This window comes from Pseudomonas sp. 2FE (genome assembly GCF_005503735.1).
In the GTDB taxonomy this organism is placed as follows: Bacteria; Pseudomonadota; Gammaproteobacteria; order Pseudomonadales; family Pseudomonadaceae; genus Aquipseudomonas.
The window spans coordinates 94,215-109,354 of the sequence record NZ_SCMO01000004.1 but is presented as its reverse complement, the minus strand read 5'-3'; the positions used below and the strand labels follow the sequence as shown (position 1 = coordinate 109,354).

Annotated in this window: 12 protein-coding genes and 1 pseudogene; 6 read left to right on the top strand and 7 right to left on the bottom strand. The window is 60.8% G+C overall.

Annotated elements, in window-relative coordinates; all coding sequences use genetic code 11:
- Positions 1-132 precede the first annotated feature (132 nt).
- A complete protein-coding gene (locus tag FFS12_RS09665; protein ID WP_137886638.1) occupies positions 133-3,033 on the bottom strand; it encodes a ribonucleoside-diphosphate reductase subunit alpha in 2,901 nt (966 codons plus the stop codon).
- A 752-nt stretch (positions 3,034-3,785) separates the two neighbouring features.
- Between FFS12_RS09665 and FFS12_RS09660 the strand changes: the two genes are divergently transcribed.
- The 3 genes from FFS12_RS09660 (at position 3,786) to fhuF (ending at position 6,935) form a co-directional block, all read left to right on the top strand.
- The gene (locus FFS12_RS09660; protein ID WP_137886637.1) at positions 3,786-4,511 is read left to right on the top strand and encodes a response regulator; all 726 of its coding nucleotides are present in this window, start codon (positions 3,786-3,788) and stop codon (positions 4,509-4,511) included.
- Between the two features lie 88 nt (positions 4,512-4,599).
- The gene (locus tag FFS12_RS09655) at positions 4,600-6,201 is read left to right on the top strand and encodes an ATP-binding protein (protein WP_137886636.1); all 1,602 of its coding nucleotides are present in this window, start codon (positions 4,600-4,602) and stop codon (positions 6,199-6,201) included.
- Positions 6,202-6,215: 14 nt separating this feature from the next.
- The gene (gene fhuF / locus FFS12_RS09650) at positions 6,216-6,935 is read left to right on the top strand and encodes a siderophore-iron reductase FhuF (protein ID WP_137886635.1); all 720 of its coding nucleotides are present in this window, start codon (positions 6,216-6,218) and stop codon (positions 6,933-6,935) included.
- 128 nt (positions 6,936-7,063) lie between these two features.
- Here fhuF and FFS12_RS09645 read toward each other — a convergent pair whose 3' ends face one another.
- The 4 genes from FFS12_RS09645 to FFS12_RS09630 form a co-directional block, all read right to left on the bottom strand.
- Positions 7,064-7,780, bottom strand: coding sequence for a 4'-phosphopantetheinyl transferase (locus FFS12_RS09645; protein ID WP_137886634.1), 717 nt, complete (start codon positions 7,778-7,780; stop codon positions 7,064-7,066).
- A 565-nt stretch (positions 7,781-8,345) separates the two neighbouring features.
- On the bottom strand, positions 8,346-8,864 hold the full coding sequence (locus FFS12_RS09640; RefSeq protein ID WP_137886633.1) for an Hsp20/alpha crystallin family protein: 519 nt from the start codon (positions 8,862-8,864) through the stop codon (positions 8,346-8,348).
- 61 nt (positions 8,865-8,925) lie between these two features.
- A complete protein-coding gene (locus tag FFS12_RS09635; protein WP_137886632.1) occupies positions 8,926-9,303 on the bottom strand; it encodes an Hsp20/alpha crystallin family protein in 378 nt (125 codons plus the stop codon).
- Between the two features lie 29 nt (positions 9,304-9,332).
- A complete protein-coding gene (locus FFS12_RS09630) occupies positions 9,333-9,779 on the bottom strand; it encodes an Hsp20/alpha crystallin family protein (RefSeq protein ID WP_137886631.1) in 447 nt (148 codons plus the stop codon).
- 279 nt (positions 9,780-10,058) lie between these two features.
- On the opposite strand from FFS12_RS09630, the pseudogene FFS12_RS09625 reads away from it, so the two are divergent.
- Positions 10,059-10,568, top strand: a pseudogene (locus FFS12_RS09625) (MFS transporter); the annotation flags it as partial.
- 157 nt (positions 10,569-10,725) lie between these two features.
- The gene (gene pbpG, locus FFS12_RS09620) at positions 10,726-11,664 is read left to right on the top strand and encodes a D-alanyl-D-alanine endopeptidase (protein ID WP_218568970.1); all 939 of its coding nucleotides are present in this window, start codon (positions 10,726-10,728) and stop codon (positions 11,662-11,664) included.
- A 224-nt stretch (positions 11,665-11,888) separates the two neighbouring features.
- On the opposite strand, the gene FFS12_RS09615 is transcribed toward pbpG, so the two are convergent.
- Together FFS12_RS09615 and FFS12_RS09610 are read right to left on the bottom strand one after the other, a co-directional pair.
- Positions 11,889-12,356, bottom strand: a complete 468-nt coding sequence (locus FFS12_RS09615; RefSeq protein WP_137886629.1) for an SRPBCC family protein — start codon at positions 12,354-12,356, stop codon at positions 11,889-11,891.
- Complete coding sequence (locus FFS12_RS09610; RefSeq protein ID WP_256657350.1) at positions 12,356-13,480, bottom strand: saccharopine dehydrogenase family protein; 1,125 nt, start codon at positions 13,478-13,480, stop codon at positions 12,356-12,358. Before FFS12_RS09610 ends, FFS12_RS09615 begins: the two co-directional genes overlap by 1 nt.
- A 386-nt stretch (positions 13,481-13,866) precedes the next feature.
- On the opposite strand from FFS12_RS09610, the gene FFS12_RS09605 reads away from it, so the two are divergent.
- Positions 13,867-15,072 (top strand): MFS transporter, encoded by a 1,206-nt coding sequence (locus tag FFS12_RS09605; protein WP_256657348.1) that lies wholly within the window; start codon positions 13,867-13,869, stop codon positions 15,070-15,072.
- The last annotated feature ends 68 nt before the right edge of the window (positions 15,073-15,140 follow it).

Here is a 15,140-nt window from a genome sequence, read left to right as displayed (position 1 = left end):
CAGCGCGAAGCTGAGCGAGTGAGCGCTAGGCGCCGCGGCATCCGGCCCCAGGAGCGTACTGCTGTACGTGACTGGGGTCGGGTGGCGCGGCAACAACGCGGGCGCCGCTCAGATCCGTGCGTTGCCGAACACTTATTGGCAGGCTTCGCAATCTGGCTCGTCGATGGAACAGGCCTTGGGCACCGGTGCCGGGCCGGCGGCTGGTGCTGCCGCTGCTGAAGGTGCTGCGCTCAGGCCGTCGTGGCCACCGCTGGAGACTGCGTTCAGCTTGCCGGTGGTCACGGTGGACTTCTCGGTGCTGGTGGCGGCCAGGGCGCGGAGGTAGTAGGTGGTTTTCAGGCCACGGTACCAAGCCATGCGGTAGGTGACGTCGAGCTTCTTGCCGCTGGCGCCGGCGATGTAGAGGTTCAGCGACTGCGCCTGGTCGATCCACTTCTGGCGGCGGCTGGCGGCGTCGACTATCCACTTGGTGTCGACTTCGAACGCGGTGGCGTAGAGGTCTTTCAACTCCTGCGGGATGCGCTCGATCTGCTGCACGGAACCGTCGTAGTACTTCAGGTCGTTGATCATGACCGAGTCCCACAGGCCGCGGGCCTTGAGGTCGCGCACCAGGTAGGGGTTGATCACGGTGAATTCGCCGGAGAGGTTCGATTTCACGTACAGGTTCTGGTAGGTCGGTTCGATCGACTGCGATACGCCGGTGATGTTGGCGATGGTGGCGGTCGGTGCGATGGCCATGATGTTGGAGTTGCGGATACCTTTCTGTACGCGGGCACGCACCGGCGCCCAGTCCAGGGACTCGGTCAGGTCGACGTCGATGTACTTCTGGCCACGGGCCTCGATGAGGATCTGCTGGGAGTCGAGCGGCAGCACGCCTTTGGACCACAGGGAACCCTGGAAGGTCTCGTAGGAACCGCGTTCGTCGGCCAGGTCACAGGAGGCCTGGATGGCGTAGTAGCTCACCGCTTCCATGGATTTGTCGGCGAACTCGACCGCCGCGTCCGAACCGTACGGAATGTGTTGCAGGTACAGCGCGTCCTGGAAGCCCATGATGCCGAGGCCAACCGGGCGGTGCTTGAAGTTGGAGTTCTGCGCCTGCGGTACCGAGTAGTAGTTGATGTCGATCACGTTATCGAGCATGCGCACTGCGGTGTTCACGGTCTTCTGCAGCTTGGCGGTGTCGAGCTTGCCGTCGACGATGTGGTTCGGCAGGTTGATCGAGCCCAGGTTGCACACGGCGATCTCGTCGGCGTTGGTGTTCAGGGTGATCTCGGTGCAGAGGTTCGAGCTATGGACCACGCCGACGTGCTGCTGCGGGCTGCGCAGGTTGCACGGGTCTTTGAAGGTCAGCCATGGGTGGCCGGTTTCGAACAGCATGGAGAGCATCTTGCGCCACAGGTCTTTGGCCTGGATGGTCTTGAACAGCTTGATCTTGCCGTACTGGGTCAGGGCTTCGTAGTACTCGTAGCGCTCTTCGAAGGCCTTGCCGGTCAGGTCGTGCAGGTCCGGTACTTCGCTTGGGGAGAACAGGGTCCACTGGCCGTCGTCGAACACGCGCTTCATGAACAGGTCGGGAATCCAGTTGGCGGTGTTCATGTCGTGGGTGCGGCGACGGTCGTCACCGGTGTTCTTGCGCAGCTCGATGAACTCTTCGATGTCCATGTGCCAGGTTTCCAGGTAGGCGCAGACCGCGCCTTTGCGCTTGCCGCCCTGGTTGACTGCGACTGCGGTGTCGTTGACCACTTTCAGGAAGGGCACCACGCCCTGGGATTTGCCGTTGGTGCCTTTGATGTAGGCGCCGAGTGCGCGCACCGGAGTCCAGTCGTTACCCAGGCCGCCGGCAAACTTGGAGAGCATGGCGTTGTCGTGGATGGCGTTGTAGATGCCCGACAGGTCATCCGGCACTGTGGTCAGGTAGCAGCTGGACAGCTGCGGGCGCAGGGTGCCGGCGTTGAACAGGGTCGGGGTCGAGCTCATGTAGTCGAAGGACGACAACAGGTTGTAGAACTCGATGGCGCGCTCTTCTTTCTGCTGCTCTGCAATCGCCAGGCCCATGGCCACGCGCATGAAGAACACTTGCGGCAGTTCGAAACGGATGCCGTCCTTGTGGATGAAGTAGCGGTCGTACAGGGTCTGCAGGCCGAGGTAGGTGAACTGCTGGTCGCGCTCGTGGTTGATCGCCTGGCCGAGTTTTTCCAGGTCGAAGGCTTGCAGTTTCGGGTCGAGCAGTTCGAACTCGATGCCTTTGGCGATGTAAGCCGGCAGAGCCTTGGCGTACAGCTCGGCCATCTCGTGGTGAGTGGCGCTGGCGGCGACGCCGAGGAAGCCCAGGCCTTCGCCGCGCAGGGTGTCCATCAGCAGGCGAGCGGTGACGTAGGAGTAGTTCGGCTCACGCTCTACCAGGGTGCGGGCGGTCATCACCAGGGCGGTGTTGACGTCGCTCTGGGCGACGCCGTCGTAGAGGTTTTTCAGGGTTTCGCGCTGGATCAACTCGCCGTCGACTTCGGCCAGGCCTTCACAGGCTTCGCTGACGATGGTGTGCAGGCGGCCCATGTCCAGCGGCGCAACGCTGCCGTCGGCGTGGGTCACGCGGATGCTCGGGTGCGGCTGGGCCGGTTCGAGGCTGCCTCGCTTGGCGCGTTCCTGGGCGCGCGAGTCGCGGTAGATCACGTAGTCACGGGCGACCTTCTGCTCGCCGGCGCGCATCAGGGCCAGTTCGACCTGATCCTGGATCTCTTCGATGTGGATGGTGCCGCCCGAGGGCATGCGGCGCTTGAAGGTGGCGCTGACTTGTTCGGTCAGGCGCGCGACGGTTTCATGGATACGCGACGAGGCGGCAGCAGTGCCGCCTTCCACAGCGAGGAACGCCTTGGTGATGGCTACGGTGATTTTGTCATCGGTATAGGGCACCACGGTGCCGTTACGTTTGATCACGCGCAGTTGGCCCGGTGCGGTGGCGGCCAGATCCTGAGTCGAATCGGCGGCCTGCGGCGCAGCGGCCAGCGGGTTCTCGCGAGGGGTGTCGGTCTGCATGAAAGGTCTCCGTGTTCTGTATTTATCTAGTTGGACACTTGGCGTGCTTGCCGTTCATTCCATGGTTTTCAACGCATTGTTTTCAGAAGCCGGAGCTTCCAAAAACGCCATACACACGGCACAAGGCCGGGCGCACAGGGGCTTGCAAACAGGTCAGAAAAGGGCACGACTCAAGCACTTCCCTGGCTCTAAAGTCATAGGTCATGACGGCAGGCGTCAGAACCACAATACCTAGTGGTGCGCGCTTGGTGGCGCTACACCGAATCAAGACCGCAGTCACGCACTTTTTGGGTCTTGATCTGTATTCACCGCCGCAGCGGTGGATGGGTCATTAAAAGAGCGATTCGACGCACCGGTGGTGGCCTGCGGAAGGGCCTCTGCGGGTCATTCTTCTTGTGTCCGGTGGCCTGCCAAAACCCAACATGTAGGTGTTTGGCGCGATTGGGATACAAGATAGAGCGCTATTGGGGTCATTGCAAGGCGACTGTCATGCGCAGCCTGTGGATAAAGCTGTGGGTTAACCTTGGGTAACTTTGCGTAGCCCGCATGGTCGCTGGGGTTGATCATTTTGAGCCATTCGTCGCCAATTAAATGGCTTTGACAACGCCGTTTGAAGATGCTGAAGGCTTCTCAAACCAACACTACATCTTGTGTTTTATGTTGTGGTTTGGCATGCGCTATGCAGAACGCCGGCCGTTGTTACAATGCGGGTCGTTTCGGCAGTCGCAGCAACGTGTTCTTAGGAGGCAGTGGTGGAGCAAGAAGCCTGGCAAATTCTTATCGTCGAAGACGATCAGCGCCTGGCCGAGCTGACTCGGGAATACCTCGAGAGCAACGGCCTGAAGGTGGCGATCGAGTCCAATGGCGCGCAGGCCGCGGCGCGCATCCTAAAAGAACAGCCGGATCTGGTGGTGCTCGACCTGATGCTGCCGGGCGAGGATGGCCTGTCCATCTGCCGCAAGGTGCGCGGCCGTTACGACGGGCCGATTCTGATGCTGACGGCGCGCAGCGATGATATGGATCAGGTACTCGGCCTGGAGATGGGCGCCGACGACTATGTGTGCAAGCCGGTGCGGCCACGGGTGCTGCTGGCGCGTATCCGTGCCCTGCTGCGGCGCAGCGATGGGGCCGAGGTGCTTGCGGTGGAACATCAGCGGCGGCTGGAGTTCGGCGTCTTGGTGATCGACAGCGCGATGCGTGAGGCGTGGCTGCGTGAGCAGAGCATCGAGCTGACCAGCGCCGAGTTCGATTTGCTCTGGTTACTGGCGGCCAACGCCGGACGCATCCTCTCCCGCGAGGAAATCTTCACCGCCCTGCGGGGCATCGAATATGACGGCCTGGATCGCTCCATCGATGTGCGTATTTCGCGCATCCGCCCGAAGATTGGTGACGACCCGATGCACCCGCGCTTGATCAAGACGGTGCGCAGCAAGGGCTACCTGTTCGTTGCCGAGGCGGCCGAAGGGCTGGCGAACTGAAGGCCGTGGCGAGCGGAGGCGGGCATGCGCTCCTCGCGGCATGCCCGCGCAGTGTGGATCAGTACGCTTTGTTGAGGACCCAGCGCTCATGAATTCCATCTTCCTGCGTATCTATGGCGGCATGTTGGCCGCGTTGGTGCTGGTGGCCGTGCTGGGGGTCTTGACCTTGCACCTGGTCAACGAGGTGCGCTCCGACCAGTACCGTGAGCGCCTGGCACGCGGAACCTTTAGCCTGATGGCCGGCAACCTGGAGCAGATGAGCCCGGTCGAGCGCCGCCGGGCGGTGGTGGTGTGGGGGCGGCTGTTGGGTATCCCGTTGGCCCTGCAACCGCTGGCGGAGCCGGCCTTCGACAGTGGCATGCGTAAGCGCCTGCTGCGTGGCCAGGTGCTGGTGCAACAGACCGGCCCGCACGCGGCCAAGGTCTACGGCTTGGTCAGCGCGAGCGAGCAACTGCTGCTGAGGGGTGAGGTGCAGCAGATCAGTGAGCAGTTGGCCCGCGCCACGGTGTATTTATTGATCGACGAGCTGGTGCGCTTCCCGGTGGCCGAGCAACCGCAGCGCCTGGCCGCGCTGAAAGAGGCCAAGCAGTTTGGCTTCGACTTGCGGCTGGTCAGCCTCGATCAGGCGAACCTCGATGAGGATCAGCGCCGGCGGGTGGATGAAGGCGATACGGTGATGGCGCTGGGCAAGGGCGGTGATTCGATTCACGTGTTCTCCGGGGTCGTCGGCACGCCCTGGGTGCTGGAAATCGGCCCGCTGTACCAGATGAACCCCTATCCCCCGGAGTTGCTGGTGCTGATCGGCGCCCTCGGACTGAGCCTGATCGGCCTGATCGTTTATCTGTTGGTGCGCCAACTGGAGCAGCGTTTGCTCGGCCTCGAAGGCGCCGCCACGCGCATCGCCCTCGGTAAGTTGGAGGCGCGGGTGCCGGCCGGTGGGGCGGATTCGGTGGGGCGCCTGGCGGCGGCGTTCAATGCGATGGCCGAGCACCTGCAGCGCTCGCTGATGATCCAGCGCGAGATGGTGCGCGCGGTGTCCCATGAACTGCGCACGCCGGTGGCGCGCTTGCGTTTCGGTCTGGAGATGATCGGCGACGCCGAGACCGCGGCGGCGCGGCGCAAATATATGGAGGGCATGGATAGCGATATCCAGGACCTCGACCGCCTGGTGGACGAGATGCTCACCTACGCGCGGCTGGAACAGGGCGCCCCGGCGCTGAATTTTCAACAAGTCGACCTGGGCGCGCTGCTCGACCAGGTGATCGCCGAGCTGGCCCCGCTGCGCCCAGGGGTGCGGGTGGAGCGGGGGCCGACTATCAATGCCCCGGATGGTGGCGGTGCGCTGGTGGAGGCGGAGCTGCGCTACTTGCACCGCGCGCTGCAAAACCTGGTGAGCAATGCCATGCGCCATGCCGAATCACGGGTGCGGGTGAGCTATCAGATCGGCCATCAGCGCTGCCGGCTGGATGTCGAGGACGATGGCCCCGGCGTACCCGAGGCCGAGTGGGAGCGCCTGTTTACCCCCTTCCTGCGCTTGGACGACAGCCGCACCCGCGCGTCGGGCGGGCATGGTTTGGGCCTCTCCATCGTCCGGCGGATCATTTATTGGCACGGCGGTCGTGCGCAGATCGGTCATAGCGACAGCCTGGGTGGCGCGCGCTTCAGCCTGGTCTGGCCGCGTCGGCAATAGCCGCGATGCGGAGCATGCTCGAGCGGTTGTTCCCTGGCGAGTTGGCGTGCTTCGCCGCGACCTTGGCCGTGCCGGACGACCCGCGCCCGACGCTGAATGTGGCGGCGCTGCTGGAACCCGTTGGGTTGGATGAGCGACTGAGCCGCATCTATGGCCCGGAGCTGCTGAAGAGCCAGCGTTGCGTGCTGGTCTCGCAGTACTCGAAATACTATTTCATGGCGCTGATCCCGCCCGTACTGGCCGCCAGCCTGCTGCACGACTGGCGTCTGCCGCTGGCGCCGGACGCACTGGGCGTGCTGCTCAGCGAGAACGGCCTGCCGCAGGCCGTTCAACTGCCGGATGGGGGCGCGCGCTGGCCTGATGCGCCGGACGATCCGTTCTTGCGGTTTGCCGAGCTGGTCGAAGGTAATCTGCAGCCGTTCATCCACAGCCTGGCGGCCCATGGCCGAGTCGCGCCGCACGTGCTGTGGGGCAATGCCGGGGACTGTTTCGAGACCACGCTGCGCCGGCTGGCCGAGCTGACGGCGGCTTCGCTGGCGCCGGCTTATGCCGTGCTAGAGGCTCGGCGGCGCCCGGATGGAACCGCCAATCCATTATTTGCGCCGGTACGCTATGTGCCGCAGGCCGGGGCTGTGCAACCGCGCCGAGAGCGGCGGGTGTGCTGCCTACGGCACCGGGTAGCAGGCATCGAGCATTGCGAGCACTGCCCATTGCTGCGCCGCGGCCCGGAGTGAGTCGAGACGTGCAGCTGTTAATAGACGGCTGTGGGGTTGCGATCCGCCGCATCGGTAGGCGGGTGTAGAGCGCAGCGAAACCCAGCAACTAAGCATTCAACGCCGCTCGGCCAGAATCTCTGTCTTGCCTAAACCGCACCCGGTACGCCAACCAGGCTGAGCAAGCGCCCGTCGAACAGGCTGAACTGACCGTCCAGCTCACGCCCGCGTGACCACTCGGGCGAGAGATCCTTGAGCAGGCGCAGGCGGGCGTGGCCCGAGTCGGACCATGCCAGCAGCTCGGCGTGCTCGAAATAGAAACGCTGTTGCACCAGCGGATAGAGCGCCTTGAACAGGCTCTCCTTGAGGGAAAAGCTCAGGGTCACGAAAAATCCCAGTTGCTCGGGCGCAAGCCCACGGATGCGCTGTTGTTCGGCTGCGGTGAGGATCTCGCCGAGCAAGCGCTCTGCGCGTGCGGTGCTCATCAGCGTTTCGACATCCAGGCCAAGCCCACGCCAGTTTTCACGGCGCGCGACTATGGCGGCGGCCCAACCATGGCTGTGGGTGATCGAGCCGGTCACTCCCGTCGGCCACTGCGGCGCGCGATCTGCCCCGACGGCGGGTACTGCGTCGCTACCGATGAGGCGCTGCAGCGCCTCGCGGGCGCACAGGCGACCGGCCAGAAATTCCGTCTGGCGTTTGGCTACGCCCTTGGTGGCGGGAATCTGGCTGCGGCTGAAGTCCTCCGCGTGCAGCAAGGCGGGATCGAAATGCGTGCTGATCAGTCGAGCAGTGGGTCGCGCCTGGGGCAGCGGCCAATGGTCGTTCAGCGGGGTGCAGCAGGCGGGGAGGGGATAGCTACTCATGCCGGCATTCTGCCGTGTCGCGGGCTGAGCGGCCAGTCGTGGGGCGGCGTTTACATTTCGTTGCAGAACGGCAACAAAGCTAAACGGATAGTGCGGCCCAGTTTTGCCAGACTGCGACCGCGTTTCATTAGGAACGCAGGTGAGGTTGTAGTTTAGAACCAGAGCATTAGCTGAAGTCGGTTCTATCCATTTGTCTCTGAGTTTGAGTGCGGGAGCCTGGATGGGCTCCCGTTTTTTTTTTGCGCTTTTTTCGGTGTTGTAGGCGCGGCAAGCAATCCCCTAGCTGCGGTCGTATTCAGGCCAGGGCTACAGAGTGCGATTAATAGAGGTGCGCCGCCCTGTTTGGCTGGGGCGTTCGGAAACCGATGATGGGTTTTACCGCAAGCCAGCCGCTAAAACAGAAGAATGCACCGAGCGGGATCATCCCCATTCCGCACGGTGCATCGAGTGTGGCGGCCGTTAAGGCGCCGCTCTTGCTTCAGGGATCATCCGCGTTGAATGTACGGCGGGCTATGCCTGACGCCCGCTCCGGCCGTTGGCGAGACGCCGTGAGGTCTGCCCGGATCTAGCCGGGTCTGACCTCGATGCGCCGACCGCCGGCGTGTTCGGCCTTGGGCAGTTCGATGCGCAGTACACCGTTGCGATAGTTGGCTGAGGCCTTGTCGGCAACCACCGGTACCGGCAGCGCAATGGTGCGATGGAAGCTGCCGAAGGCGCACTGACGGACCCGATAGCGACCTGCGGCGGACTCTTGCGCATAGCGCTTCTCGCCGCGCACGATCAATACATCGCTGCGCACCTCGAGATCGAAGTCCTGCTTGTCGAGGCCGGGCGCTTCAAGGCGCACGACGAACTTGTCGGTGTCCTCGAACAGGTCACCGGCCAGCAGCGCCCAGCCCGCCGGGGGAAACTGCAACTCGGCGGGTGAAGGCGCGGGTTCCGTCGCCTTGGCCGAAGGGCTGAAGCGGGTCAGCGCACCGTTGGTTCGATCACGCAGATGCCGCCAGCCTTCGCCGAGCGAGTGCCAGGTTTCTTCCAGTTCGTGCTTCAATTCTGAAAGCTTAAACTCTGAAAGCTTATTCATGGAGTGGCCTCCTTAGATCGGCCGACCGAGTCGCCTCCGCTGGCTCGGTCGGTCATGCAGTTCACGCCGTTTTCACTTCGATTTTCCGCGGTTGCGCGTGGGCATGCTTCGGAATGCGCAGCTTCAGCACGCCATCGCGAAACTGGGCATCGATCCGCGCCGTATCCAGCTCGGCGCTCAGGCTGAAGGCCCGGCTATAGCGCGCTACCCGCACCTCGGCATAGACCGCCTCCATGTTTTCCGGGGTATCCGGGGCGATGTCACCCTCGATCTGCAGCGTGTCGCTTTCGACCCGCAATTCGAGTTTGTCCTTAGGCACACCCGGCAGATCGGCGACGAGCAGAATGCCGTCGTTGTCCTCGTACACATCCACCCGCGGCAGCAGCGTTGGGGTGTCTTCCTTGCGTTCGGTTCTGGTCACTGGTGGCTTGTCGTTCATAGTGGTTTCCTCCCTCAAGACGGATGCGCTTACTGGATCGCAATGCGCTTGGGTTGGGCCGACTCGTGTCGCGCCACCGTGATATGCAGCACCCCATCGCGGTAATGCGCCTCGACCTTATCGGGATCGGCATCCTCAGACAGGCTCACGGTACGCTTGAAGCGGCCGGCAAAGCGTTCGTTGGCATAGACCGAGAGCTTTTCGCCGTTGTCCGGGCTGGCGCGCTCGCCGGAAATCGACAGCAGGCCGTGGTAGATCTGGACATCCAGTGTTGTCGGGTCAATACCCGGGGCGAAGGCATAGATTTCGATAGCCGTTGACGTGCTGCCGACGTTGATTGGCGGAAATGCGCCGCTGGCAAGCGCGCGAATACTGCCTGGCCGGCCCGCATTGCCAAACGCTTGCTGCAATTCGCGTTGCATACGTTCGAACTCGGCGAACGGACTGTCGGGAAAATTCAGAAGGGATTCGTACATCGCAAACCTCCTTTGGTGAATTGACCATAGACACGGTTGCGGTGCTCAAGACCGAGACCCCAAGTCGCGACATTAATTAACATGCTGGCGGGTAGACCTGGGTTCAAGGTCCTGTTTAAGAACATCATTGAATGACCATATGCCCAAAAAGCATTGGGTCGGCGGGCCGGATGGGAGGGCAAAAACCGTCAACCACCCAGCCACTTTATCTAATGCCGCATCCAGGCCCAGGCTAAAGGTGGCTATTAATAGCGCCGAGTAGACAGGCCAGCTGAGCGTTTGTTCTTGCAGGCCTTCCTGTTGATGGGCGGCTTTGTGGCGTTGTTCAACTACGTTGGCTTTCGCCTGGCGGCGCCGCCGTTCGGCTTGTCGTCGACGGTGATCGGCTTGCTGTTCGGCGTCTATCTGGTCGGCATTTTCGGCGCCGGTTGGGCCGGGCGTTTGGTGCCACGCATCGGCGCGCGGCAAGTCATGCAGGGCGCTATCGGCATCATGCTGTTCAGTGTGGCCTTGTGTGCCACGCCTTGGCTGAGTGCTGCGGTACTCGGCTTAGCCTTCTTCACCTTGGGTTTTTTCGCCGCCCATGCGGTGGCCAGCGGCCAAGTCGGCCAACGCGCCAAAGGCGCCAAGGCGCAGGCCTCGGCGCTCTATCTCTGCGCGTATTACCTGGGCTCCAGTGTGGTGGGTTACGGCGCTGGTTATGTCTGGGAACACGCGGGCTGGTTGCCGCTGCTGGCGGTGTTGGCGGCACTCTTCCTGTTCGCCGGTTGGCGAGCGCGCACGCTTTAACTCGGCATGCTGCCCCGGTTGTGAGGCCCTATGGTCGGCTCGCACGGAGCAGGGAAGAAGAGTCGACAGTGCGCAGAATATGCTCATAAAATATGGGGTTGTTGATAAATCAGCCCGGTCTTTACCGTTAAACCATTTAATTCAGTGAATAATGTTTGTGAAAATCCGTCTTTCGATAGTTAGTTTGTTTTTTTTATATACCAGCGTTGTATTCGCGGCGGGCTCTGATGCTCGTGAAAAAACTGTAGCTGTTTGGGATCCGTCCAAGTTGGAACTCGCCTCAGGCAGTGCCATGCTGGTGGATCTGCAAAGCGACAAAGTGCTTTATGCCAGTAACCCGGATGTGATCGTGCCCATCGCCTCAATTACCAAACTCATGACGGCCGTGGTGCTGCTGGATGCAAAACAGCCACTCGATGAAACACTATCCGTAGCCATTAGCGACACTAAGGAATTGAAGGGCGTTTTCTCCCGTGTGCGAGTCAACAGCCAACTTAGCCGCAAAGAAATGTTACTGCTGGCACTGATGTCATCCGAAAACCGTGCGGCTGCGAGCCTGGCGCACCATTACCCCGGCGGTCATGCCGCGTTTGTGGCGGCGATGAACGCTAAAGCCAAGTCACTTGGCATGAACAGCACCCGCTTTGTTGAGCCGACAGGCCTTTCCTTCAACAATGTATCCACCGCCAGAGACTTGACCCTATTACTAATTACCACGAAACAATATCCGCTGATCAGCGAACTGAGCACCACCCCCGGTAAAACTGTTTATTTCCGTAAACCCAATTACACACTCGGTTTCCGCAACACCAATCGTTTGATCTATAAAGCCAATTGGGATATTCAGCTGACCAAGACTGGCTTTACTGATGAGGCGGGCCATTGTTTGGTCATGCGCACGGTAATAGCGAACCGCCCTGTGGCCTTGGTGGTACTGGATGCATTTGGCAAGTACACCCATTTTGCCGATGCCAATCGCCTACGCCGCTGGATGGAAACCGGTAAAAGCAGCCCAGTGCCTAAAGCGGCCAAGAACTACAAAAAACAAAGAAACCTGCAACTTCGCCAAACCGGCACAGCCCAAGCGGCAGAATAGTCGTCGCCCGATCGACTTCAGCCGCGAAGTTGATCGGGGTGGAACGAGCTCAGAGATCGCGCTATTTGGTTTAGCGTAAAGCCGCAATCCTGGACAAGTTGAATCGCCACGGCATCTATAGATACCTCTGAATGACTGCAATGAGTCGTTTGGAACCAATGACGACTTGCTCATTGGCTCGGAGGACTCCACCGCTTACAGAGACATATGTATCAATGAGCCTGTCACCCAGCTTTTTGGTTTGCTTCCAGATACCTCGCCATTGCAGCGAAGCGCCGTCGTGTTTCGATTTCAAACACCTTGATGGCGATTGAGTCGAGGAAGTAGCCGAGCCAGCGTGGGCGCAACCTGATATTGAAGGTGTAGATCAGCTCAGATGTCCCATCGTTCAGATCACGATGACGCATTGAGGCCGCCCATAGTTCGAACAGACCGACAGGCTCCTGTATCACCGCTGCTGCGATCCGCGGAGGGGCGTAATTGACGAAACGCGTTCGCATCGCAAGATAGCGCTTCCAGCCACGGCCTCGGTTTGTGGTAATGGCACCGACATAGGGGTGAGTACCGCCACCTTCGACATAGGCAACGGATAGCAACGTGTCCCATTTGAGTCTTATTGCATGATTGTGAAATGCCTCGAAGGCTGCCTCAGCTGAGGCGGGCATCCTGAGTAAGAGGCGACGCTGAGCCATTAGCTGGACTCCTCTATTTCGGTGGTAATCCCCCAGCGGCGAAACTCTGGCTCGAACTCATCGAGTTCGAGCAGTCCTGTGCAGGCGAAGGCGCCCGTCAGGTTCAACTCGCTTTTCACAAGCTTGCGGGTGACGAGCAGTGCAGCCATACAGGGGATTTCCGGGCCGTGCCTGTCGGGAGCGGTCAGATGCCAGGTACAGTTACCCGGTGTGCCGTCGAGTCGAGTTCCGGATATCTTGACCATCATCCCGCCGCAATCACTTCCATAACGATCCAGAAAATTGTTGGCGATTGAATTGAGTTGTGAAGCATATCTTTCAATAGGCAGCGGTATACCCACCCTGCGCATGGCCGCTGCGAGCCAGAGAGCCAGGTGCTGAGTCCGCAGCTCAAGAGCGGCCCTGAACTCAACGGTTTTCACCGACGGATAGCGAGCGGGAAAGAGCTCCAGATCCGGCACGTCGCACGCAGCGGCCCAGCGCACGCCTAACCGAGAAAACCGAATGGCACGCATATCCTGCCATCCATGGGAAGCACTCCAGTGCCCGTTATGTAGGCGTTGAAATGGCCTGCCGGCGTAACTGAACACAGCCGCGAGCGTAGCCGTACCTCGGGGCGCTTGCTGGCCAGGGGCAATAGCAATGCTGATTGCGTCGATGCGCGAAAAACGCTTTGCAAGGCTGTCGACTACTGCCGAAGAGAGACCTGGAACACTGCTGGCGCCAGAGATAGCGCAGACCCCCGCTGCCAGGGCTTTATCATTTAGGCTATGGGCAAAACTGGAAACAAAGGCTCGCCCATCCGAGATGTCGACGTAGTGAGCCCCGGCAGCACAGCTTGCTTCAGCGACGCGATAGTCTTGAGACTGAAAAGGACCGGCACAATGGATGACAATATCGGGGCTCAGCCTGATCAATTGCTGCTCAAGGTCGGGAGAGTCGATATCAAGCCTTGCAGTGCTAACAGTCTGCCCTTGCTCGAAGATATGTTTATCTGAGGTGGCGACACTTCTGCCTGCGGCTATTACTTCTACGCCCACATCCAGCGAAAGGCTTCGGCAGATACGGGCGCCAAAGTTACCGAGCCCACCCAATACTACGACTCGCATCTTTGCGCTTGCCATTTGGCCTCTTGGGTTTCGTAGGGAATCATGGCGCAGCCAGTTAGAAAGGCGGCGACCAAAAGAATGATGATCAAACGCATATTGCTTCCCTGCTATATAAGAGTCAAAGCTGATCCTGGGTATAGGCCCAGCCCGTAGGATGGGTTAAGCGCAGCGATACCCGTCAATCTTCTATCCACTAGCACTTAGATGCTCCCCCTGTTTCCGCGTGGGAAGTTTTCCGGGGAGGCTCTGCGCCCGGCTTGCTGGATGTGATTGGACGGAGCGTCCAGGGCTACGCTCCCACGCTGGAGCCTGGGAGCGATCAACAATTCTCACTTCTGTGGCACCCCGTTGGGCTAAGTGACTAGGCTACTAACCCATACAGCCCACCAGGAGCCGGGTAAGTGCTTAACGCCACATCTACCCACGAGATTCCGCGCACGGTATGGGCGCTGGGGTTTGTCAGCCTGTTTATGGACTTGTCTTCGGAGCTGGTCCACAGCCTGTTGCCGGTATTCCTGGTCGGGACACTAGGCGCGAGCATGTTGACTGTTGGGCTGATCGAGGGCGTGGCCGAGGCTACCGCGCTGATCGTCAAGGTCTTCTCTGGGACGATCAGTGACTACCTCGGGCGACGCAAAGGTTTGCTCTTGCTCGGCTACGGCTTGGCCGCGTTGACCAAGCCATTGTTCCCCCTCGCCACCTCGGCAGAGATGGTCTTCACCGCGCGGTTTCTGGACCGGATCGGCAAAGGTATCCGCGGTGCCCCACGCGATGCGCTAGTCGCCGATGTGGCCCCGGCAGCGATCCGTGGGGCCTGCTTCGGCTTGCGTCAGTCCATGGATACGGTTGGCGCCTTGCTCGGCCCGGCGCTGGCCATCGTGCTGATGTTGTTGTTTAACGACGACATTCCGCTGGTGCTGTGGTTTGCAGTCATGCCGGCACTACTGGCTGTCGGTCTGCTCTTGATTGGTGTCAGCGAAGCGAAACCGGCAACGCCTCATCGGCACTTTCGTTCGCCGATCCGCCTGAACTCACTGCGGCACTTCCCCAGCGCCTATTGGTGGGTCGTGGCGATCGGTGCGATCTTCACCCTGGCGCGCTTCAGCGAAGCGTTTCTGCTGTTGCGTGCGCAGCAGTTGGGGCTTGCCGTCACTTGGGTACCGATGGTCATGGTCGTGATGGCCGCCGTCTACACGCTGTCGGCCTACCCGGTGGGGAAATGGTCGGATCACATCAGTCGATCAACCTTACTGAGTGCCGGCTTGCTGTTCCTGCTCCTTGCCGATCTGGTGTTGGCTTACGCCGAATCGGTTGCCATGGTTCTGCTCGGCGTCGCCCTGTGGGGGCTGCATATGGGCTTTAGCCAGGGCATATTGGCGGCTCTGGTGGCCGACACGAGCCCTCGCGAGCTCAAGGGTACGGCTTTTGGAATCTTCAATCTGCTGAGTGGCATAGCCCTGTTGTTGGCCAGCGCTATTGCCGGCTGGCTTTGGCAGAGTCATGGCGCTTCAACGGCTTTCTATGCTGGCGCGGCGTTCTCGTTGGCGGCGTTGGTGCTATTGCTACTAAGACGGCGATCAAGCGAGCAAGCGCAGCAAAATGGCTAGATAAGCGCGGGCGCAAGCTGCCCAGGCGTGCAAGCTTTGGCACAATGCGCGCTGTCACCTGTTATTTA